Source organism: Streptomyces sp. NPDC031064 (genome assembly GCF_055570965.1).
In genome coordinates, this window is record NZ_JBVIGF010000004.1 from 138,884 (window position 1) to 159,083 (window position 20,200).

Here is a 20,200-nt window from a genome sequence, read left to right on the forward strand (position 1 = left end):
CGCGGCAGCCCCCGTTCGGCGGATATGCGTAGCCCGTACGCCGGTGTATGTCGGGGCCTGTCGGACTCCCCCGGCGAAACAGTGACCTTCCGGACCTGCCGTGTGGCGGGGACGGGCGCAGTGCGATGATGGCCCGGCCATGTCTGCCCCTTCCGCTGGTCCACGGCTGCTGAGGGCCGCGGTGTTCACCGCGGTCTGCCTCGTGCTGTCCGGGCTGGGGCACGTGCTCGCCGCCTGCGAGACCGTCCCGTGGTGGACGCTGGCCCTGGGCTTCCTCTGTGTCTTCACGGTGACCGTGCCGTTCGCCGGCCGCGAACGCTCGCTTCCGGTGATCGCCACGGCCCTGGCCGGTGGCCAGCTCACGCTGCACGCGCTGTTCGGGCTCGGGCAGCGGCAGCAGCTCACCGTGGGCATCGGCGACCGGGCGGACGACGCGTTGATCCGGATGGCCGCCAAACTGGTGTGCGGGGCGGGCGCCGCCTCGCTGAGCCCCGCCGACGCCCACCGGATCGTCACGCGGGCCGGGCTGGACCCGGCCGACGCCGCCTCGCACGCCGGGCATGCCGGACACGTGGTGGAGCCCGCCGCCGGGCTGTGGCCCAGCCTCCCCATGGTCCTCGGCCACCTGCTGGCCGCCCTCGCGACCGGGTGGCTGCTGCGGCGCGGCGACCTGGCGCTGCTGCAACTGGGCCGGCTGTCGGCCCACGGCGCCACCGAGCTCGCCGAAGGGGCGCTCGTACGTTCCCTGCGCGCCGCCCTCGTCCTCGTACGCGCCCTGGTGTCCGGGCTTCCCGCGCTGCCCGCGGGCGGGCCGCGTCCGCCGCGTACCGACGACGACCCTCCGCGGCCCGCCACGGCGGACGCACTCCAGCACACGGTGATCAGGCGCGGCCCCCCGGCCGTATCGCTCTACGCCCTCGCAGCCTGACACGGCCCACTCGACGGGAGTGGCGCCGTGGTGCGCCCGTGCATCCGTGCACCCGCGCGTTCGACCGCTTACCCCTGTGGAGTGTGTTCTGTCATGAACGTTTCTTCCCGTATCGCCCTCGCCTCCGGCGTCGCCGTCTCCTCCCTCGTCCTGCTCTCCGGGACCGCCTTCGCGCACGTGAGCGTGCAGCCGCAGGGTGAGGCCGCCAAGGGCGGGTACGCCACGGTGAACTTCAAGGTCCCCAACGAGCGCGACAACGCCTCGACCGTGAAGCTCGAAGTGGCCCTTCCCGCCGACGCCCCGATGGCCTCCGTCATGCCGCAGCCCGTCCCGGGCTGGACCGTCACCGTCGACAAGGCCAAGCTCGCCAAGCCCCTTGAGGTGCACGGCAAGAAGATCACCGAGGCGCCCTCCAAGATCACCTGGACGGCGGCCGGTTCGAAGATCGGACCCGGGCAGTTCCAGCAGTTCCCCGTCTCCCTCGGGCAGCTCCCGGAGAACGCCGACAAGCTCGTCTTCAAGGCCCTCCAGACGTACGACAACAAGGAAGTCGTGCGCTGGATCGAGGAACCGAAGGACGGCGCCCCGGAGCCGGAGACCCCCGCGCCCGTCCTGACGCTGTCCGCCGCGAAGGACGACCACCACGGTGGCGGCACCGCCGCCAAGGCCGACGACAAGGCGCACGGTACGGAGGGCAAGGCCGCCGCCGCGGACTCCACCGACACCACCGCCCGCGTCCTCGGCGTCGTCGGCATCCTGGTCGGCGCCGCCGGTGTCGCCTTCGGCGTCCTGGCCGGCCGCCGCCGCTCGGCCTGACGCCCCCCGCAATCACCAGAGAGAAACCCCATGCACATCGAGAAGACCAAGGCCCGGCCGCGGGCCCGGCGTACCCCCGTCCTCGCGGCCGCGCTCGTCGCCGCCTCGGCGCTCGCCCTGTCGGCGTGCGGCGACGGCGGCACCGGCACGTCCGGCGGCTCCGCCGCCGGCGTGTCCGTCGAGGCGTCGCCCGACAAGGCCGCGACCGTGCTCGACCGGCCCTTCGAGAAGCCCAATCTCGTCCTGACCGACACCAAGGGCCAGAAGTACGACCTCCGTGAGCGCACCAAGGGCAAGCCGACGCTGATCTACTTCGGCTACACGCACTGCCCGGACGTCTGCCCCCTGACGATGAGCAACATCGCCCTGGCCCGCAAGAAGCTCCCCAAGGCGGACCAGGACAAGCTCCAGGTCGTGTTCGTCACGACCGACCCCGAGCGGGACACCTCCGCCGAGCTCGCCAAGTGGCTGCCCGGCGCGGGCGATCCGTCCTTCACCGGCCTCACCGGCGACTTCCCGACCATCCAGGCGGGCGCACGCCAGATCGGCATCGGCATCGACCCGCCGAAGAAGGAGAAGGACGGCTCGGTCGTCTCCATGCACGGCGCGCAGGTGATCGCCTTCTCGCCCAGGACCGACCAGGGCTACGTCATCTTCGGCGACGACACCACCGCCGAGGAGTACGAGAAGAGCCTGCCGAAGATCATCAAGGGGGAGAACCCGTGACCCGCCGCACCACCCTGACCGCCCTCGCCGCCGCCACGGCCCTCGCCGGAGCCATGGCGCTCGGCGGGTGTTCCTCCGACGGCTCCGCCGGCGGCCGGCCCGAGCTGAAGGTGGGCGGGGCCTTCATGCCGCAGCCCGTCGGCAACATGGCGGGCGGTTTCCTGACCGTCACCAACTCGGGCGACACGGCGGACAAGCTCACCTCGGTCACGAGCCCGCTCTCCGACGACGTCCAGATACACGAGACGAAGGACCAGAAGATGCGGCAGGTGTCGTCCTTCGACATCCCCGCGGGCGGTGAGCTGAAGCTCGAACGCGGCGGCAGCCACATCATGTTCATGGCCATCAAGAAGCAGCCGAAGCAGGGCGACAAGGTCGAGGTGGAACTGCACTTCGAGAAGTCGGACCCGATCAAGGTCGACCTGCCGGTGGAAGCGGCGACCCACAATCCGGCCGCGCACTAGGCACTTGGGGGACTGACACACCATGACGGCCACCGCCCCGCGCTTCGGCACCGCCCATGTCCTCCGGCTGCTGCTGGTCACCGCGGTGTTCACCGCGGCGCTGCTCGGCACCGTGCTCTCCGGCACGGCGAGCGCGCACGCCGCCCTGACCGGCAGCGACCCGAGGGACGGGGCGGTGGTCGCCACCGCCCCCAAGAGCGTCACGCTCACCTTCTCCGAGCAGGTCGCCATGGGGGACGACTCGATCCGAGTCCTGGAACCGAGCGGCAAACGCGCCGACACCGGCGAGCTGCGCGACCTGTGCGCCGGATCGGTCGTCAAGTACGGCGTGCACCTGCACGCCGGGCTGCCGAACGGCACGTACACCGTCGCCTGGCGGGCCGTCTCGGCCGACAGCCACCCCATCTCCGGCGCGTTCACCTTCTCCATCGGCGCCCCGTCGCAGACGACGGTCGCGCTGCCGAAGGAGGAGGCGGGCGGCGGAGTCGTCGGGGTGTTGTACGGGATCGCGCGGTACGTCTCGTACGGCGGTTTCGTCCTGCTGCTGGGCGGCGCCGCGTTCGTGCTGGCCTGCTGGCCGCGCGGGGCGACCGTACGGCCGCTGCAACGGCTGGTCGTGCGCGGCTGGGTGGCGCTGACGGCGGCCACGCTGGCGCTGTTGCTGCTGCGCGGGCCGTACACCGGACTGCCGTTCGGGCTCGACTCGCTCGGCGAGGTCCTGGAGACCAAGACCGGTGCCGCGCTGGTCTCGCGGATGCTGCTGCTCGGCGCGGCGGCCCTGTTCGTGGCGGTGCTCTTCGGCGCCTATACCAGGCGGGAGGACGAGGGCGAGAAGAAGGACCTGACCTTCGGGCTCGCGATCGGCGGGACGGTGGTCGCGGCCGGGATCGCCGGTACGTGGGCGCTGTCCGAGCACGCCTCGGCCGGGCTCCAGCCGCTCGTCGCGATGCCCGTCGACATCCTGCACCTGCTGGCGATGGCCGCCTGGCTGGGCGGGCTGGCCGCCCTGCTGGTCGCGCTCCACCGGGAGCCGACGATCGAGGGCACGGCGGTACGGCGGTTCTCGCGGGTGGCGTTCGGCTCCGTGGTCGTGCTGGCCGCGACCGGGATCTACCAGTCGTGGCGGCAGGTCGGCTCCTGGTCGGCGCTGACCGGCACGGCGTACGGGCGGCTGCTGGTGCTCAAGGTGGGGCTCGTCGCCGTGCTGGTGGGCGTGGCGTGGATCTCGCGCCGGTGGACGCGGCAGTTGGCGGAGACGGCCACCGTCGTGACGGAGCAGGACGGGGAGGGCGACGAGGAGGAGGACGGGGCCGAGGGCGCCGACGAGCCGGTCACCGTGCCGGATGACCCGGAGCGCGCCGCCCAGCTCGCCCGGCAGCGGGCCGCCCTCGCCACCGCCCGGGCCAAGCGCGCCCGCGACGCCGACCCGGGGCGGGCCGGTCTGCGGCGGTCGGTGCTGGCCGAGGCGGCCGTCGCCGTGGTGCTGCTCGCCGTGACGACCGTACTGACGACGACCGAGCCCGGCCGGACGGAGGAGGAGGCGAGCCGTACGCAGGCGTCGTCGTCCACGCCCGCCGTACCCGACCGGCCGCTCGACCTGAGGCTGCCGTTCGACACCGGCGGCGCCGTGAACGGCAAGGGAACGGTACGGCTCACCCTCGACCCGGGCCGCTCCGGCGGGAACGCCATGCACGTGTACGTGACGGGCGCGGACGGGCGGCCCCTGGACGTACCCGAGCTGAAGGTGTCCTTCACCCTGGAGTCGAAGCAGATCGGGCCGCTGCCCGTCGTGCCGGACCGGGTCTCCGCCGGGCACTGGACATCGGCCGCCGTGCAGATCCCGATGCCGGGCGAGTGGAAGCTGCGGGTGACCGTCCGGACCTCCGACATCGACCAGACGACCATCGACAAGAACGTGAAGATCGGCTGACCGTGAACGACGACCTTCAGATCTCCAGGCGCAAACTGCTCGGCACCGTCGGCGCGGCCGGCGCGACCGGGCTGGTGCTGGGCGCGGCCGGGGGCGCCGCCACGTACGCCGGCGCGTCCGTTCCGGAGGCCGGCACGGCGCTGGCGACGGTCGGCTCGACGGCCGTGCCGTTCCGGGGCGCCCACCAGGCGGGCATCCTCCAGCCGTTGCAGGCCCGCGGCCATCTGGTCGCCTTCGACCTGGCGCCGGGCACGGGCCGCAAGGAGGCCGTCGCGCTGATGCGCCGCTGGTCGGCGGCGGCCGAACTGCTGATGGCGGGCAAGCCGGTGGGCGACGGGGACAGTGGCGTGGCGCTGGACGCGGGGCCGTGTTCGCTGACGGTCACCTTCGGCTTCGGCGCGTCCTTCTTCGACCGGACGGGCCTGGTGGCGCGGCGGCCGGTGGAACTGGACCCGCTGCCCGCCTTCTCGTCCGACCGGCTCGACCCGAAGCGGTCGAACGGCGACCTGTGGGTGCAGATCGGCGCCGATGACTCGCTGGTCGCCTTCCACGCGCTGCGCGCGATCCAGAAGGAGGCGGGCGCGGCCGCGAAGGTGCGCTGGCAGATGAACGGCTTCAACCGCTCGCCGGGTGCCACCGCGCACCCGATGACCGCCCGCAACCTGATGGGCCAGGTCGACGGCACGGGCAACCCGAAGCCGTCGGAGCCGGACTTCCAGGAGCGGATCTTCGTCGCGGCGGGCGGGCGGCAGCCGTGGATGGCGGGCGGTTCGTACGCGGTCGTCCGGCGCATCCGGATGCTGCTGGACGACTGGGAGCGGCTGCCGCTGAAGCAGCAGGAGCGGGTGATCGGCCGCCGGAAATCGGACGGCGCCCCGCTGACGGGCGGGAGCGAGACGACCGAGCTCGACCTGGACCGGACGGGGGCGGACGGCCGGCCGGTCATCCCCGACAACGCGCACGCGCGGATCTCGGCGCCGGAGCAGAACGGCGGTGCGGCGATGCTGCGGCGCCCGTTCTCCTTCCACGACGGCATCGGACCGGACGGGACGCCCGACGCGGGGCTGCTGTTCATCGCCTGGCAGGCCGACCCCCTGAAGGGCTTCGTACCCGTGCAGCGGAAGCTGGACCGGGGGGACGCGCTGTCGCCGTTCATCCGGCACGAGGCGAGCGGCCTGTTCGCCGTGCCGGGCGGGCCGGGGGAGGGCGAGTACGTGGGGCAGCGGCTGCTGGAGGCGTGATCGGCTCCGCGGGGACTTCCGGCGCATTAGGGTGACCGGTATGTCGGCCACTCGCTATACGTATCTCGGTCCCGAGGGCACCTTCACCGAAGCGGCCCTCCGTACGCTCCCGGAAGCCGCCACGCGGGAGCTGGTGCCGATGGTCTCCGTGCCCGCGGCCCTGGACGCCGTGCGCAACGGGGAGGCCGCCGCCGCCCTCGTGCCGATCGAGAACTCGGTGGAGGGCGGCGTGACCGCGACCCTCGACGAGCTGGCGTCCGGCGAGCCGCTGATGATCTACCGCGAGGTGCTGCTGCCGATCGCGTTCGCGCTGCTGGTGCGGCCGGGCACCAAGCTGTCGGACATCAAGACGGTCACCGGGCACCCGGTCGCCCAGCCGCAGGTGCGCAACTGGCTGCGGGCCCACCTGCCCGAGGCGGTGTGGGAGTCGGCCGCCTCGAACGCGGACGGCGCGCGGCTGGTGCAGGAGGGGCGGTTCGACGCGGCGTTCGCGGGTGAGTTCGCGGCGGCGACGTACGGGCTGGAGGCGCTGGTCACCGAGATCCACGACGCCGAGAACGCGGAGACCCGGTTCGTGCTGGTGGGCCGCCCTGCCCGGCCGGCCGCGCCGACGGGCGCGGACAAGACGTCGGTGGTCATCTGGCAGCGCGAGGACCATCCGGGTGCGCTGCTGGAGCTGCTCCAGGAGTTCGCGGCGCGCGGCGTCAACCTGATGCTGCTCCAGTCCCGGCCGACGGGCGCGGGGATCGGCAACTACTGCTTCGCGATCGACGCCGAGGGCCACATCGCGGACCGGCGGGTCGCCGAGGCGCTGATGGGCCTGAAGCGGATCTGCGCGAACGTCCGGTTCCTGGGCTCGTACCCGCGCGCGGGTGCGACGGCCGAGGACGTGACGCCGCTGCGGCCCGGGACGTCGGACGAGGAGTTCACGGCGGCGTCGGACTGGCTGGCGCGGTGCCAGGACGGCCGGGCCTGAGCGGTACGGCCGCCGGGGTTCGGGTTACTTCCACAAAGTTATCCACAGGGCTGCTTCTCGACCTGGGGACAAGTCGACAACTCAACCGGACGCAGTCGACAAATCGCTCTAGGCGCCTCAGGTGGCCGCAGAGTGCTGCACATCAGCCGTGTCACCTTAATTCCGTCGAACAACTCCTTAGAGCGAGAATTTCCCACCCGAATGAGTGTGTGGCCGGGGTTTGATCAGGGAATCCAGGGTGACGGCAGGGTAACGCCGGGCGATTCGGAATGATCAATTCCTTAGTCCACAACGGATTCGCACAGCCTGTGGATAACCTCGGGAATGCGCTGTGGCTGTGGACAACGGCGGGAAATTCAGCGCGCATTCCCCAGGGAGAATTCCGGCAATTCGGGCAAAGCGACACGCAAGGCGCGGACGGCATATCGGCTGGGGTGAGGCGAGCCCGCACCGGTAGCCTGGTGGGGTGATTGACCTTCGCCTGCTCCGTGAGGACCCCGACCGTGTTCGCGCCTCCCAGCGCGCCCGTGGAGAGGACGTCGGCCTCGTCGACGCCCTGCTCTCCGCCGATGAGCGGCGCAGGTCGTCCGGCGTCCGCTTCGACGAACTCCGCTCCGAGCAGAAGGCGCTCGGCAAGCTGATCCCCAAGGCGTCCCCCGAGGAGCGGGCGGAGCTGCTCCAGAAGGCCGAGCAGCTCAAGGCCGACGTCAAGGCCGCCGACGCCGCGCAGAACGAGGCGGACGAGGAGACCAGGCGACTGCTGCTGAAGCTCGGCAACATCGTCCACGAGGACGTGCCGGTCGGCGGCGAGGAGGACTTCGTCGTCCTGGAGACGCACGGCACCATCCGTGACTTCGGCGCCGAGGGCTTCGAGCCCAAGGACCACCTGGAGCTCGGCGAGGCGCTGGGCGCCATCGACGTCGAGCGCGCCGCCAAGGTCTCCGGCTCCCGCTTCTACTACCTGACGGGCGTCGGCGCCCTGCTGGAGCTCGCACTCGTCAACGCGGCGATCGCGCAGGCGACGGAGGCCGGGTTCATCCCGATGCTGACGCCCACGCTGGTCCGCCCGCGCGCGATGGAGGGCACCGGCTTCCTCGGCCAGGCCGCCGAGAACGTGTACCACCTGGAGAAGGACGACTACTACCTGGTCGGTACGTCCGAGGTGCCGCTGGCCGCGTACCACATGGACGAGATCCTCGACGCGGACAAGCTCCCGCTGCGGTACGCCGGCTTCTCGCCGTGCTACCGGCGCGAGGCCGGCACGTACGGCAAGGACACCCGGGGCATCTTCCGCGTCCACCAGTTCGACAAGGTGGAGATGTTCTCCTACGTCGCCCCCGAGGACGCCGAGGCCGAGCACAAGCGGCTGCTGGACTGGGAGAAGCAGTGGCTGACCGCCCTGGAACTGCCGTTCCAGGTGATCGACGTGGCCACCGGTGACCTGGGCGCCTCCGCCTCGCGCAAGTACGACTGCGAGGCCTGGATCCCGACGCAGGGCAAGTACCGCGAGCTGACGTCCGCGTCGAACTGCGACAGCTTCCAGGCGCGGCGCCTGTCGGTGCGGATGCGCGACGGCAAGAAGGTGCAGCCGCTCGCCACGCTGAACGGCACGCTGTGCGCCGTACCGCGCACCATCGTCGCGCTCCTGGAGAACCACCAGCAGGCCGACGGCTCCGTGCGCGTCCCGCCGGTGCTCCGCCCCTACCTCGGTGGCCGGGAAGTCCTGGAGCCCGTCTCCAAGTGACCTCCTTCCCCTACAAGCTGATCGCGACCGATCTCGACGGGACGCTGCTGCGCTCCGACGAGACGGTCTCGCAGCGCACGCGTGACGCGCTCGCCGCCGCGACGGCGGCGGGCGCCGCGCACATCGTCGTCACGGGCCGCTCGGTCCCCTGGACCCGCCACATCCTGGACGACCTCGGGTACGACGGCCTCGCCGTCTGCGGCCAGGGCGCGCAGGTCTACCACGCGGGCGAGCACCGGCTGCTGACCTCCGTCACCCTGGACCGCCAGCTCGCGGGCCTCGCCCTGTCCAAGCTGGAGGCCGAGGTCGGCCCCCTGGCCCTCGCCGCGGCCCGCGACGGCCTCGACGGGGACGTCCTGGTCAGCCCCGGCTACCGCGTCCAGGAGGGCCCGCTGCCGTACGTCCCGTACGAGGACCCGGCCGACCTGTGGTCCGCCCCGCTCAACAAGGTCTACATCCAGCACCCCGAGCTGGACGACGACGCCCTCGCCCAGGCCGCCCGGCGGACGGTCGGCGGTCTCGTGGACGTGGTGGTGGCGGGCGCGGGCATCGTCGAGATCCTCCCGCTCGGCCTCAGCAAGGCCACGGGCCTGTCCCTCGCGGCCCGCCGGCTGGGCGTCAAGGCGGCGGACACCATCGCGTTCGGCGACATGCCCAACGACATCCCCATGTTCGCCTGGGCCCACCACGGCGTGGCCATGGCCAACGCCCACGACGACCTCAAGGCCGTCGCCCACGAGGTCACGGCCTCCAACGAGCACGACGGCATCGCGGTGGTCCTGGAGGAACTGCTCGGCGCCGCGGCCTGACGCGGGGCACGGTGAGGCGCCGGGGGCGGCCCGCGCGTATGGGAACGCGCGCTCGAAGCGGCCGCCCCCGGCGCCTGGCCCCCGTGTGAGCGCTGCCCCACCAATGTGCCCCGCACGCACGACGCGGCGCCACCGGATTACCCCGGGGGCGCCGCGCCATCGGACCCGTACCGGACCCGTACCGGTCAGAAGTTGATCATGTGGCCCGCGAGCCCGTGCACGGCCTCCTTGACCGCCTCGCCCAGCGTCGGGTGCGCGTGGACGTTCCGCGCCACCTCGTGGACCGTGAGGTCCCACTGCTGGGCCAGCGTCAGCTCGGGCAGCAGCTCGGTCACGTCCGGCCCGATCAGGTGCGCGCCGATGATCTCGCCGTACTTCGCGTCGCTGATCAGCTTCACGAACCCGGTCGTGTCACCCAGCCCGTGCGCCTTGCCGTTCGCCATGAAGGGGAACTTCGCGACCTTGACGTCGAAGCCCTGCTCCCGCGCCTGCTCCTCCGTCCAGCCGAAGCTGGCGATCTGCGGCTGGCAGTACGTGGCCCGCGGGATCATCACGTACTCCAGCTCCATCGTCTCCGCACCCGCGATGGTCTCCGCGGCGACGACGCCCATCGCCTCGGCCGTGTGCGCGAGCATCAGCTTCGCGGTCACGTCACCGATCGCGTAGATGTGCGGCACCGACGTGCGCGAACGCCCGTCGACGTCGATCGCGCCGCGCTCGGTGAGCTTCACACCCGTGTTCTCCAGGCCGTACCCCTCGACGTTCGGCGCGAAGCCGATCGCCTGGAGCACCTTGTCGGCCTCCAGCACCTGCTGCTTGCCGTCCTTGCCGGTCACGGTCACCCGCACCTGCGGACCGGACTCGTCGATCGCCTCGACCCGGGTCGACGTCAGCACGTCGATGCCGAGCTTGCGGTACTGCTTGGCCAGCTCCGCCGAGACGTCCTTGTCCTCCAGCGGCGCCACCCGGTCGAGGAACTCGACGATGGTGACCTTCACGCCGTAGTTGTGGAGCACGTACGCGAACTCGATGCCGATCGCGCCCGCGCCCGCGATCACGATCGAGCGCGGCAGCTCGTCGGCGAGGATCTGCTCCTCGTAGGTGACCACGCGCTCGCTGCGCCGCGTGCCCGGCAGCAGGCGCGGCGTGGCGCCGGTCGCGATGATGCAGTTGTCGAACGAGATCGTGGTCGTCGTGCCGTCGGTGAGCGCCACCCGCATGGTGTTCGCGTCCAGGAAGGTGCCCCGGCCGGTGAACTCCGTGATCTTGTTCTTCTTCATCAGGAAGTGGACGCCCTTGACCCGGCCGTCCGCGACGGTCCGGCTGCGCCGGAACGCCTCGCCGTAGTCGAAGGAGACCTGGCCGTCCACCTTGATGCCGTACGTCTTCGCCTCGTGGGTGAAGAGGTGGGCCAGCTCGGCGTTGCGCAGCAGGGCCTTGGTGGGGATGCAGCCGACGTTCAGGCAGACACCGCCCCAGTACTTCTCCTCGACCACCGCGACGCGCTTGCCCAACTGGGCGGCGCGGATGGCGGCGACGTATCCGCCGGGGCCTGCTCCGAGTACGACGACGTCGAAGCGGTCTGACATGGCTTGCTCCCCAGGGTGTGAGTGAGTGCGGATGTGCCCACAGTAATCCTGGAGGCAAGTTGTAGGATGACTGGGCAACCGGGTGAATAGGCGGAATGGAGTAGTGGGCGGGATGGCACTGAAGGCCGCGGGACGGACCTCCCTCGTCGACGCGGTCGTCGAACAGCTCCGGGCCCAGCTCACCGACGGCGAATGGGCCGTCGGCGACCGCATCCCCACCGAGCACGAGCTCGCCGAGCAGCTCGGCGTCGGCCGCAACACCGTCCGCGAGGCCGTCCGCGTCCTCGTCCACGCCGGTCTGCTGGAGTCCCGGCAGGGCAACGGCACCTTCGTCCGCTCCACTGCCGACCCCGCCGCCGTGCTGCGCACCGTCCGGGCCGCCGGCGCCCTGGACGTCCTGGAGCTGCGGATCGCCCTGGAGACGGAGGCGGCACGCCTCGCGGCCGCCCGCCGCGACACGCACGACCTGCTGCGGCTGCGCGCCGCGCTGGCGACCCTGCGGGAGGAGGGCGACCGGGACGCGGACGCCGACCTGGCCTTCCACCGCGCGGTCGTCGAGGCCACGCACAACGCCGCGTTCACCGAGGTGTACCGGTTCTTCTCCGTGCAGGTCCACGAGAGCCTCGTCGAGTCGCTCGGCGACCACGAGATGCCGGCCATCGACCTGGACGCGCACGAGGCGCTGGTCGTGGCGATCGAGGCGGGAGACGCGGACGCGGCGGGGGCGGCGGTGCGCGAGCTGCTGCGCGTGCCCATGGAGACGGTCAGGGCGATCGTCGCCGCCCGCTGACTCCCCTCCGTACGTACGTTGTTGAGAAAGGTGCACGTCTTGTCACGCCCGGATTCCGATCGGCTGCTGCTCCTCGACGCGGAGGCCGACGTCCGGCCCTCGCCCCAAGGGACCGCCGCGAGGCGGGCGTTGCTCCGCCATCCGGCGCTGCTGCTCGTCGGGATCGTGCTGGCCTCGCTGAACATGCGGGCGGCGCTGGCGAGCGTGTCGCCCCTGGTCGGCGAGATCAGTGCGAGCTTCGGACTGTCGTCGACCACGAGCTCGCTGGTCACGTCGGTACCGGTGCTGTTCCTGGGCGTGGGCGCGCTGGTCACGCCCTGGCTGGCCCGGCGGCTGGGCACCGAACGGGTCCTGCTGGGCGCGCTGTTGCTGCTGGCCGCCGGCATCCTCGTACGCGTACTGCCGTCCGTGTACGCGCTGTACGGCGGCGGTGTCCTGGTCGGTACGGCGATCGCACTGCTCAACGTCCTGATGCCCGGGCTGATCAAGCGCGACTTCCCGGACCGGGCCGCGTCGATGACGTCCGTCTACACGGGCGCGATGATCGCGGGCGCGACGGTGGTGGCGGCGGCCTCCGTGCCGCTGGAGAGGGCGTTCGGGGGCAGTTGGGAGGCGTCACTCGCGTTCTGGTCACTGCTCGCGGCGGTGGCGGCGCTGGCGTGGCTGCCGCAGGTGCTGGTCGCCCGGGGGCGGACGTCTCGCGAGATACGAGCGCCTCACGAGGTGCCGGTGGTTTCGGGGACTCCCCGCACCGGCCGGAGCGTCTGGCGCTCGCCGCTCGCCTGGCAGGTCACCCTCTTCATGGGCCTGCAGTCCCTCTGGTCGTACGTACTGATCGCCTGGATGCCGACGATCTTCACCGACCAGGGCATGAGCCGCTCGACGGCGGGTGTCGTGTTCGCCTTCAACAACCTCATCCAGGTCGCGGGCGCGTTCCTGGTGCCGCTGCTGGCCGGCCGGATGCGCGGCCAGCGCCCGCTGGTCGTGCTGGTCACCTCGATGGTCGCGGCGGGGTACGCGGGGCTGATGGTCGCCCCGGTGTCCGGCGCCTGGCTGTGGGCGGCGGTACTGGGCGTCGGCCAGGGCGGCGCGGTGGGCCTGGCGCTGACGCTGATCGTGCTGCGCAGCGGCGACGCGGTGACCGCGTCGCGGCTGTCGGGGATGGCGCAGACGGTCGGCTACCTGCTGGCGGCCGCCGGCCCGCTCGCGGCGGGCGCGGTCCACGAGGCGACGGGCGGCTGGACGGTGCCGATCGCGCTGGTGCTGTGCGTCTGCGGGGCGGCCCTGGCGGTGGGGCTGATGGCGGCGCGCGACCGCACGGTCCAGCTCTAGTCCTGGTCCTTGCGGCGGCGCCGCTTGCGCCGGCGGGCCCGGCTGAAGAACCAGCCCGCCGGCGGCTCGTCCGAGCGCCAGGGCTGCGGCTCGGGTGGCCGGCCACGCCAGCGGGCGGCGAGCATCCGGGCGCGGGCGGACGGCTCGGTGGTCTCGGCGGAGCGTATGAAGTCGTTGTCCAGTTCGACGTCGTCCCAGTCCCGCGATCCGTCCCGGGACTCGTGGTCAGCGGCCATGGATGCCTCCTCCGTACGGCAAGTGTGCCCACCGTTCCGTCAAACCGGCGTGAAGGGGATCGAAGGGCCCCCCACGCGCGCGTGCGGGGCCCTCACGTACGTACCGCTTACCCCGCTTACTCGTCGCCCGCGAGGGTCAGCGTCCGCAGCTTCTGGCCCGCGTACCAGGTCGCCGCCACCGTGACGCCCGCCAGCAGCGCCACCGCGACCGGCAGGCCCACGTCGGAGGCGATCAGCCCGTCTCCGGTGACCTTCTCGGCGACGGCCAGCGCCCACTGCTGGACGCTCAGGGTCTTGGCGCCCTCGATCAGGCTGCCGAACAGGGTCTCCCACACCAGGGCGTACACGAGCCCGATGACGACCGCGTGCCGGCTGACCGTGCCGAGCAGCAGGAAGAGCGCGCTGTACGCGATCGAGGCGACGAGCGCCGCGACCGTGTAGGCGACCGCCACCTGCTGTCCGTTGCCGTTGAGGATCATTCCGGCCAGGAAGGTGGGGACGGCGGAGAACGCCATGGTCACGGCGATGGCCACGATCAGTTTGGTGAAGATGATCGCGGGCCGCTTCACCGGCTTGGCGAGCAGGTAGACGATCGAACCGTCGTCGATCTCGGGTCCGATCGCGCCCGTCCCGGCGATGACACCGATCAGCGGCACCATGGTGGCGAGCGCGAACCCGCCGAGGACGTCGGCGGCGATCTGGTCGTCGGCGCCGTTGAAGCCCCGGACGGCGGCCGCGATGAGTAGCAGCAGGCCGGGCAGGACGAACAGGATCGCGGCCCGGCGGCGGCCGAGCAGGGCCCGGTAGGTGAGCCGGGCGACTGTGGGGTTGTACATGGTCGAAGGGATCCCTTCAGGCGCCGGCACTCAGGCCGCGACGAGGTACGAGAAGACCGACTCCAGGGACTCGTCCGAGGGCGAGACCGTCAGCAGCCGGATGGAGTGCTCGCGGGCGACCTTCGGCAGCAGCTCGGTGAAGCGCCCGAAGTCCACCGCCTGGATGCGCAGGGCGCCCTCCGTCACGTCCACCTCGATGCCTGCCGTCGACGGGTCGGCGATCAGGGCGGCCGCCAGGGCGCGGTCGTCGCTGGAGCGGACGAGGTAGCGGTGCGGCCGGTCGGTCATCAGGCGCCGGATGCGCCGGAAGTCGCCGCTCGCCGCGTGCCGCCCGGCGACGATCACCTCGATGTGGGAGGCCAACTGCTCGACCTCCTCCAGGATGTGCGAGGAGAACAGGACGGTACGGCCCTCCCGGCCCATCCGCCGCAGCAGGTCCATGAGCTGCATGCGCTGGCGCGGGTCCATGCCGTTGAACGGCTCGTCCAGCAGCAGCACGGACGGCTCGTGGACGAGGGCGGAGGCCATCTTCACGCGCTGCCGCATGCCCTTGCTGTACGTCGCGATCTTGCGGTCCTGGGCGTACTCCATCTCCACCGTGGCCAGCGCCCGCTGGGCCTCCGTCGCGCCGAGGCCGTGCAACTCGGCGTTGGCGACGACGAATTCGCGGCCGGTGAGGAAGTCGTACATGGCCTCGCGCTCGGGCACGACGCCGATCTGCCGGTAGACGGACTCGTTGCGCCAGATCTGCTGCCCGTCGAGGGTCACGGACCCGGTCGAGGGGGCGAGGAAGCCGCCCATCATGTTGATCAGGGTGGATTTTCCGGCGCCGTTGGGGCCCAGCAGCCCGGTCACACCGGGGCCGATGGTCATGGTGACGTCGTTGACGGCCACGACGTTGCCGAACCACCGTGAGACGTGATCGATGGAAAGAGTACTCATGGGCGCGGCCCATTCCTTAGAAGGGTGGTGGCGGGCGACGGGAGGGGGGTCACAGCCCGACCTTTCGGTAGCGGCGCATCAGGACGGCGTACGAGCCCGCGATGAGGGCGAGGACGACCAGCAGGTAGACCGCGCCCACCCCGGCGTCCGGCCCGGCCTCGGCGGGGAAGGAGGACGTGGCGCCCAGGAAGGCGGTCTGCACGCCGTCGATGAGGGTGATCGGCGAGAACAGGCCCAGCCACTTCACCGCGCCCAGGGAGTCGGTGCTCCAGGCGATCGCCTGGAGGGTGGTGACCGCGCCGTACGAGATCGTGAGCGCGGCGATGACGGCGGCCACGCCGAACCCTCGGCGCGGCGTCAGCGCCGCCATGACCAGGCCGATTCCGCCGAAGAGGAGCGAGAGCAGAGCCACGGAGACCAGTCCCTGGGCGAACCCCCGGCTCTGGTCGGCGAAGTCCATCTTCGCCAGCAGGGATCCGATGTAGAGGATGAGCAGCGGCGAGGCGGTCAGGATGAACAGGGCCGACGCCATGGCGCCGTACTTGGCGACGACGTAGTCGACCCGCTCGATGGGGCGGGAGAAGTACAGCGGCACGGTCTTGAAGCGGAGGTCGCGAGAGACGGACTGGGGTGCCTGTGCGGCCACGTACAGCCCGATGACGGCCTGCGTGAAGATCGCGTACCGCGTGTAGTCCATCGGCAGGTCCTTCATCTTGGTGGCGACCGCCACCGCGACGACGACCAGCGCGGGGATGCACATCACCGCGAAGAGCAGCATCGGCAGCACCTTGGACTTGGCGCTGCGGCCCAGCCCGTACGCGCCGCGCAGCGACTGCGAGAACAGCGAACGGCGCGCGTAGGCACGGCCGAGGCGGGGCCCGTCGTAGTCGCGGTAGCCGATGTTGTGGATCTGTGTCTGCGGCTCGGTGGTCATCGGGCCGGTACCTCCGTCGTGGCCTGGTCCGCCGCTTCCGTGCCCGGCCGGAACACCTCGGCGATGTGGTGGCGGCGCTGTTCCATCCGTACGAGGCCGAGGCCGAGGTGCGCGACGGTGTCGCGCACGATGTCGTACGTCTCCTCGCCGGTCGCCTCCAGCAGCAGGATGTGGCCGGCGCCCGGCATACCGTCCTCCACGCCCGCGTGGAGGGTGATTCCGGCCGCCTTGAGCGCCTCGCGGAGGGCCGCCGTGCCGTCCGGGTGCGTGTCGGTGTCGGTGACCTCGACGGCGAGGGTGGCGGTGAGCTGGGTGAAGTCGCTGGTGGAGCTGGAGCGCAGGAGCTGCCCGCCGTCGATGACGACGACGTGGTCACAGGTGCGTTCGAGTTCGCCCAGCAGGTGGGAGGTGACCAGGACCGAGATGCCGAAGTCCGTGTACACGCGGCGGATCAGGCCCAGCATCTCGTCGCGGCCGACCGGGTCGAGGCCGTTGGTCGGTTCGTCGAGGAGGACCAACTGCGGGTCGTGGACCAGGGCCTGCGCGAGCTTGACGCGCTGTTTCATGCCGGTCGAGTAGCCGCCGATGGGGCGGTAGCGCTCCTCGTACAGGCCGACGTGGCGCAGCGTGTCGGCGGTGCGCTCGCGCGCGGCGGCGGGCGGCAGGCCGGACATGCGCGCCATGTGGACGACGAACTCGGTGGCCGAGACGTCGGGCGGCAGGCAGTCGTGCTCGGGCATGTAGCCGACCCGCTCGCGTATGGCGGCGCCGCTGGTGGCGACGTCGAGGCCGAGGACCTCGGCACGGCCCTCGGTGGCGGGGGACAGACCCAGCAGGATCTTGATCATGGTGGACTTGCCGGCTCCGTTGGCACCCACCAGTCCGGTCACACCGGGCCCGATGTCCAGGGAGAGCCGGTCGAGAGCGGTCACCCGGGGGAACCGCTTGCTGAGGCTTTCGGTCGCGATCACAGTCACGCTTCGACGGTAGTGGCCCAGGCCACACCTGGCGTCAGACCAGGCGGCTGGATCGATGTCCGACTCCAGGCGTACGTGCCCGTAGGGGCCTGGCACCGGAGGCGGGGGCGGGGGCTGGGGGCGGGGCCGGGGCCGGGAGCCGGGGGCGGGGGCCGGGCGGTGTTTTCCACAGGCGGTGTTTTCCACAGGCGGTGCACGACCCTTGACGCAGCCGCCGGGCATTGTCACATTCATCAGTGTCAAGTTACGGACGCGTAGCGCGCATACCGCACACGGCACACGGGACGGACGGCTGGTGGCATGACGTCGGTAGTGACATCCGAACGCGGCACGGAGCTGCGCGGGTTCAGGGAAGTGCAGCGTTTGGCGTACGAGTGCGCCGAGGTGGTCGCCGCGCAGCTCAAGCCGGGCGTGACGGAGCGCGAGGCGGCGCGGATGCAGCGCGACTGGCTGCGCGGGCGGGGCGTGCGGGACTGGTTCCACCTGCCGTTCGCCTGGTTCGGCGACCGCACGGCGTTCGTGAACTTCCGCATCCCGCTTCAGTTCTTCCCCACGAACCGGCGGCTGGAGGCGGGGATGCCGTTCATCCTCGACATGGCGCCGGTGTACAAGGGCTACCCCGCGGACGTCGGGTATTCGGGGTGCCTCGGCCTCAACCCGGTCCACGACAAACTCCTCGCCGACTTGCGCGAGCACCGCGAGCTGATCCTTCGCGAGGTGCGGGAGCGGCGCCCGCTGCGGGAGATCCACCAGGACGTGGACCGGCTCATGGTGCGGCAGGGGTACGCCAGCCGGCACCGCGCGTATCCCTTCGGCGTGATCGCCCACAAGGTCGACCGGGTCAAGGAGCGCCGCTGGTCGCCCACGCTCTTCGGGTTCGGTACGCAGTCCCTGAAGGGGCTCGCGAGCGACGCCCTCCACGGCCACCGCGACGGCTGGTCGCCGCTGTGGTCCCCGTACAAGTTCTCCGACCATCCCCCGCAGCCCGGGCTGTGGGCGGTCGAACCGCACCTCGGCTTCCGGGGTACGGGCGCGAAGTTCGAGGAGCTCCTGGTGGTGACCGACTCCAGGGACCCCGAGGAGAGCGCGTTCTGGCTGGATGACGATCTGCCGCACGTGCGGCGCTGGACGGAGGGTCTGTGATGACGTCGCTGGACGCGCGGGAGCGCTGGGTGCGGACGGGCGGGATCGAGCTGTGCGTCGCGGAGCTGGGCGACCCCGCCCGGCCGACGGTCGTGCTCGTGCACGGCTACCCGGACTCCAAGGAGGTGTGGTCGGAGGTCGCCGTACGGCTCGCCGAGCACTTCCACGTGGTGCTGTACGACGTGCGCGGGCACGGCCGGTCGACGGCGCCCAAGCCGCTGCGCGGCGGGTTCACGCTGGAGAAGCTGACGGACGACTTCCTGGCGGTCATCGACGCGGTCAGCCCGGACAGGCCCGTGCACCTGGTCGGGCACGACTGGGGATCGGTCCAGTCGTGGGAATTCGTCACGGTCGAGCGCACCCAGGGGCGGATCGCCTCCTTCACCTCGATGTCCGGCCCGTCCCTGGACCACTTCGGGCACTGGATCAAGCAGCGCATGACCCGGCCGACCCCGCGCCGGGTCGGCCAACTGCTCGGCCAGGGCGCCAAGTCCTGGTACGTGTACCTGCTGCACACCCCGGTCCTGCCCGAGCTGGCCTGGCGCGGCCCGCTCGGCAAGCGGTGGCCGCGGATCATGCGCCGCGTCGAGAAGGTGCCGGACGACGGCTACCCCACCGCGTCGCTGCCCTCCGACGCGGCACACGGCGCCTGGCTCTACCGGGACAACGTCCGGGCACGCCTGCTGCGCCCGCGCACGGACGCGTACGCCCACGCGCCCGTGCAGTTGATCACGCCGACCGGGGACGTCTTCCTGTCGCAGCGGCTGTACGACGAGCTGGCGACGTGGGCGCCGCGGTTGGTGCGCCGGACGCTGCCGGCCAAGCACTGGGTGCCGCGCACCCGGCCCGACCAGTTGGCCGCGTGGATCACCGAGTTCGTGACGGCGCACGAGGACCAGGGCGGCGAGGTGCCCGTGCCGGTCGCCTCCGGGCGGCGGTACGCGGACCGGTTCGGCGGCCAGTTGGTCCTGGTGACGGGCGCGGCCAGCGGCATCGGGCGGGCCACGGCGTTCGCGTTCGCCGAGGCGGGCGCGCGGGTGGTGGCCGTGGACCGGGACGCGGAGGGCGCGGCACGGACGGCAGGGATGGCCCGGCTGATCGGCGCGCCGGACGCCTGGGGCGAGGCGGTGGACGTCAGCGACGAGCAGGCCATGGAGAAGCTCGCCGAGAAGGTCGCCGCCGAGTACGGCACGGTGGACGTGCTGGTGAACAACGCCGGGATAGGCCTCTCGGGCGCCTTCCTCGACACGACGAGCGAGGACTGGAGGAAGGTGCTCGACGTCAATCTGTGGGGCGTCATCCACGGCTGCCGGATCTTCGGCCGGCAGATGGCCGAGCGCGGCCAGGGCGGCCACATCGTGAACACCGCGTCCGCCGCCGCGTTCCAGCCGTCCCGGATGCTGCCCGCGTACAGCACCTCCAAGGCGGCGGTGCTGATGCTCAGCGAGTGCCTGCGCGCCGAGCTGGCGGGCCGGGACATCGGGGTCACCGCCGTGTGCCCGGGCATCGTGAACACCAACATCACCGCCACCGCCCGCTTCGCCGGGGTGTCGGAGGACGAGGAGAAGCGCCGGCAGAAGAAGACCGCCCGGCTGTACGGGCTGCGCAACTACCCGCCGGAGAAGGTCGCCGACGCGATCCTGCGGGCCGTCGTCAGGAACGAGGCGGTGGTGCCGGTGACGCCGGAGGCCCATGGCGCCCGGCTGCTGTCCCGGCTGGCACCGGGGGCGCTGCGCGCGCTCGCCCGGCTGGACGCACGGCTGTGAGCGTCGTGGGGTCCTCGTGGC

At 71.7% G+C, this 20,200-nt stretch carries 19 protein-coding genes; 13 read left to right on the top strand and 6 right to left on the bottom strand.

Translation table 11 applies throughout. From position 1 onward, the window contains the following. The first annotated feature begins 139 nt into the window (after positions 1-139). The 9 genes from ACZ46W_RS15960 to ACZ46W_RS16000 all read left to right on the top strand — a co-directional run bounded on the left by ACZ46W_RS15960 (position 140) and on the right by ACZ46W_RS16000 (position 9,634). A complete protein-coding gene (locus tag ACZ46W_RS15960; RefSeq protein ID WP_468337401.1) occupies positions 140-928 on the top strand; it encodes a hypothetical protein in 789 nt (262 codons plus the stop codon). Positions 929-1,021: 93 nt separating this feature from the next. Beyond that, positions 1,022-1,744: a YcnI family copper-binding membrane protein gene (locus tag ACZ46W_RS15965; protein WP_468337404.1), complete on the top strand. Its 723-nt coding sequence runs from the start codon at positions 1,022-1,024 to the stop codon at positions 1,742-1,744. Positions 1,745-1,774: 30 nt separating this feature from the next. After that, positions 1,775-2,470, top strand: a complete 696-nt coding sequence (locus tag ACZ46W_RS15970) for an SCO family protein (RefSeq protein ID WP_468337407.1) — start codon at positions 1,775-1,777, stop codon at positions 2,468-2,470. 53 nt (positions 2,471-2,523) lie between these two features. Next, positions 2,524-2,934 (top strand): copper chaperone PCu(A)C, encoded by a 411-nt coding sequence (locus ACZ46W_RS15975; RefSeq protein ID WP_468338755.1) that lies wholly within the window; start codon positions 2,524-2,526, stop codon positions 2,932-2,934. Between the two features lie 22 nt (positions 2,935-2,956). Continuing rightward, positions 2,957-4,864 (top strand): copper resistance CopC/CopD family protein, encoded by a 1,908-nt coding sequence (locus tag ACZ46W_RS15980; protein ID WP_468337410.1) that lies wholly within the window; start codon positions 2,957-2,959, stop codon positions 4,862-4,864. After that, the gene (gene efeB / locus ACZ46W_RS15985) at positions 4,861-6,105 is read left to right on the top strand and encodes an iron uptake transporter deferrochelatase/peroxidase subunit (RefSeq protein ID WP_468338757.1); all 1,245 of its coding nucleotides are present in this window, start codon (positions 4,861-4,863) and stop codon (positions 6,103-6,105) included. Before ACZ46W_RS15980 ends, efeB begins: the two co-directional genes overlap by 4 nt. Before the next feature lie 40 nt (positions 6,106-6,145). After that, positions 6,146-7,081, top strand: a complete 936-nt coding sequence (gene pheA, locus ACZ46W_RS15990; protein ID WP_468337413.1) for a prephenate dehydratase — start codon at positions 6,146-6,148, stop codon at positions 7,079-7,081. A gap of 466 nt (positions 7,082-7,547) precedes the next feature. Next, positions 7,548-8,825, top strand: a complete 1,278-nt coding sequence (gene serS / locus ACZ46W_RS15995) for a serine--tRNA ligase (RefSeq protein ID WP_366127940.1) — start codon at positions 7,548-7,550, stop codon at positions 8,823-8,825. Next, a complete protein-coding gene (locus tag ACZ46W_RS16000) occupies positions 8,822-9,634 on the top strand; it encodes an HAD family hydrolase (protein WP_468337416.1) in 813 nt (270 codons plus the stop codon). Before serS ends, ACZ46W_RS16000 begins: the two co-directional genes overlap by 4 nt. Before the next feature lie 185 nt (positions 9,635-9,819). On the opposite strand, the gene lpdA is transcribed toward ACZ46W_RS16000, so the two are convergent. Beyond that, positions 9,820-11,223: a dihydrolipoyl dehydrogenase gene (lpdA, locus tag ACZ46W_RS16005; protein ID WP_468337419.1), complete on the bottom strand. Its 1,404-nt coding sequence runs from the start codon at positions 11,221-11,223 to the stop codon at positions 9,820-9,822. Positions 11,224-11,335: 112 nt separating this feature from the next. Here lpdA and ACZ46W_RS16010 point away from each other — a divergent pair, with 112 nt between their 5' ends. Further along, a complete protein-coding gene (locus tag ACZ46W_RS16010) occupies positions 11,336-12,013 on the top strand; it encodes a FadR/GntR family transcriptional regulator (protein ID WP_468337422.1) in 678 nt (225 codons plus the stop codon). A gap of 39 nt (positions 12,014-12,052) precedes the next feature. Further along, positions 12,053-13,345 (top strand): CynX/NimT family MFS transporter, encoded by a 1,293-nt coding sequence (locus tag ACZ46W_RS16015; RefSeq protein ID WP_468337425.1) that lies wholly within the window; start codon positions 12,053-12,055, stop codon positions 13,343-13,345. Here the strand turns inward: ACZ46W_RS16015 and ACZ46W_RS16020 are convergent. From ACZ46W_RS16020 to ACZ46W_RS16040, 5 genes are all read right to left on the bottom strand, one after another. Next, positions 13,342-13,581, bottom strand: coding sequence for an SGM_3592 family protein (locus ACZ46W_RS16020; protein WP_468337427.1), 240 nt, complete (start codon positions 13,579-13,581; stop codon positions 13,342-13,344). The genes ACZ46W_RS16015 and ACZ46W_RS16020 overlap by 4 nt on opposite strands. Positions 13,582-13,697: 116 nt before the next feature. Then, on the bottom strand, positions 13,698-14,417 hold the full coding sequence (locus ACZ46W_RS16025) for an ABC transporter permease (RefSeq protein WP_468337430.1): 720 nt from the start codon (positions 14,415-14,417) through the stop codon (positions 13,698-13,700). 30 nt (positions 14,418-14,447) lie between these two features. Then, a complete protein-coding gene (locus ACZ46W_RS16030) occupies positions 14,448-15,359 on the bottom strand; it encodes an ABC transporter ATP-binding protein (RefSeq protein WP_468337433.1) in 912 nt (303 codons plus the stop codon). 49 nt (positions 15,360-15,408) lie between these two features. Next, complete coding sequence (locus ACZ46W_RS16035; protein WP_468337436.1) at positions 15,409-16,293, bottom strand: ABC transporter permease; 885 nt, start codon at positions 16,291-16,293, stop codon at positions 15,409-15,411. Further along, positions 16,290-17,264: an ABC transporter ATP-binding protein gene (locus tag ACZ46W_RS16040; protein ID WP_468338759.1), complete on the bottom strand. Its 975-nt coding sequence runs from the start codon at positions 17,262-17,264 to the stop codon at positions 16,290-16,292. The genes ACZ46W_RS16035 and ACZ46W_RS16040 overlap by 4 nt, the downstream gene beginning before the upstream one ends. Before the next feature lie 306 nt (positions 17,265-17,570). Between ACZ46W_RS16040 and ACZ46W_RS16045 the strand changes: the two genes are divergently transcribed. Both ACZ46W_RS16045 and ACZ46W_RS16050 read left to right on the top strand, forming a co-directional pair. Then, positions 17,571-18,413, top strand: coding sequence for a M24 family metallopeptidase (locus tag ACZ46W_RS16045; protein WP_468337439.1), 843 nt, complete (start codon positions 17,571-17,573; stop codon positions 18,411-18,413). Then, positions 18,413-20,179 carry an SDR family oxidoreductase gene (locus ACZ46W_RS16050; protein ID WP_468337443.1) on the top strand — a complete coding sequence of 589 codons (1,767 nt, stop codon included), beginning with the start codon at positions 18,413-18,415 and terminating at the stop codon, positions 20,177-20,179. The genes ACZ46W_RS16045 and ACZ46W_RS16050 overlap by 1 nt, the downstream gene beginning before the upstream one ends. The last annotated feature ends 21 nt before the right edge of the window (positions 20,180-20,200 follow it).

Bases quoted from the DNA above. Each gene is read 5' to 3' on its own strand.
- ACZ46W_RS15970 (WP_468337407.1), top strand. From the start codon at position 1,775: ATGCACATCGAGAAGACCAAGGCCCGGCCGCGGGCCCGGCGTACCCCC.
- ACZ46W_RS16010 (WP_468337422.1), top strand. From the start codon at position 11,336: ATGGCACTGAAGGCCGCGGGACGGACCTCCCTCGTCGACGCGGTCGTC.
- lpdA (WP_468337419.1), bottom strand. From the start codon at position 11,223: ATGTCAGACCGCTTCGACGTCGTCGTACTCGGAGCAGGCCCCGGCGGA.
- ACZ46W_RS15975 (WP_468338755.1), top strand. From the start codon at position 2,524: ATGGCGCTCGGCGGGTGTTCCTCCGACGGCTCCGCCGGCGGCCGGCCC.
- pheA (WP_468337413.1), top strand. From the start codon at position 6,146: ATGTCGGCCACTCGCTATACGTATCTCGGTCCCGAGGGCACCTTCACC.
- ACZ46W_RS16025 (WP_468337430.1), bottom strand. From the start codon at position 14,417: ATGTACAACCCCACAGTCGCCCGGCTCACCTACCGGGCCCTGCTCGGC.
- ACZ46W_RS15960 (WP_468337401.1), top strand. From the start codon at position 140: ATGTCTGCCCCTTCCGCTGGTCCACGGCTGCTGAGGGCCGCGGTGTTC.
- ACZ46W_RS15965 (WP_468337404.1), top strand. From the start codon at position 1,022: ATGAACGTTTCTTCCCGTATCGCCCTCGCCTCCGGCGTCGCCGTCTCC.
- ACZ46W_RS15980 (WP_468337410.1), top strand. From the start codon at position 2,957: ATGACGGCCACCGCCCCGCGCTTCGGCACCGCCCATGTCCTCCGGCTG.
- ACZ46W_RS16050 (WP_468337443.1), top strand. From the start codon at position 18,413: ATGACGTCGCTGGACGCGCGGGAGCGCTGGGTGCGGACGGGCGGGATC.
- ACZ46W_RS16045 (WP_468337439.1), top strand. From the start codon at position 17,571: ATGACGTCGGTAGTGACATCCGAACGCGGCACGGAGCTGCGCGGGTTC.
- ACZ46W_RS16020 (WP_468337427.1), bottom strand. From the start codon at position 13,581: ATGGCCGCTGACCACGAGTCCCGGGACGGATCGCGGGACTGGGACGAC.
- ACZ46W_RS16035 (WP_468337436.1), bottom strand. From the start codon at position 16,293: ATGACCACCGAGCCGCAGACACAGATCCACAACATCGGCTACCGCGAC.
- ACZ46W_RS16030 (WP_468337433.1), bottom strand. From the start codon at position 15,359: ATGAGTACTCTTTCCATCGATCACGTCTCACGGTGGTTCGGCAACGTC.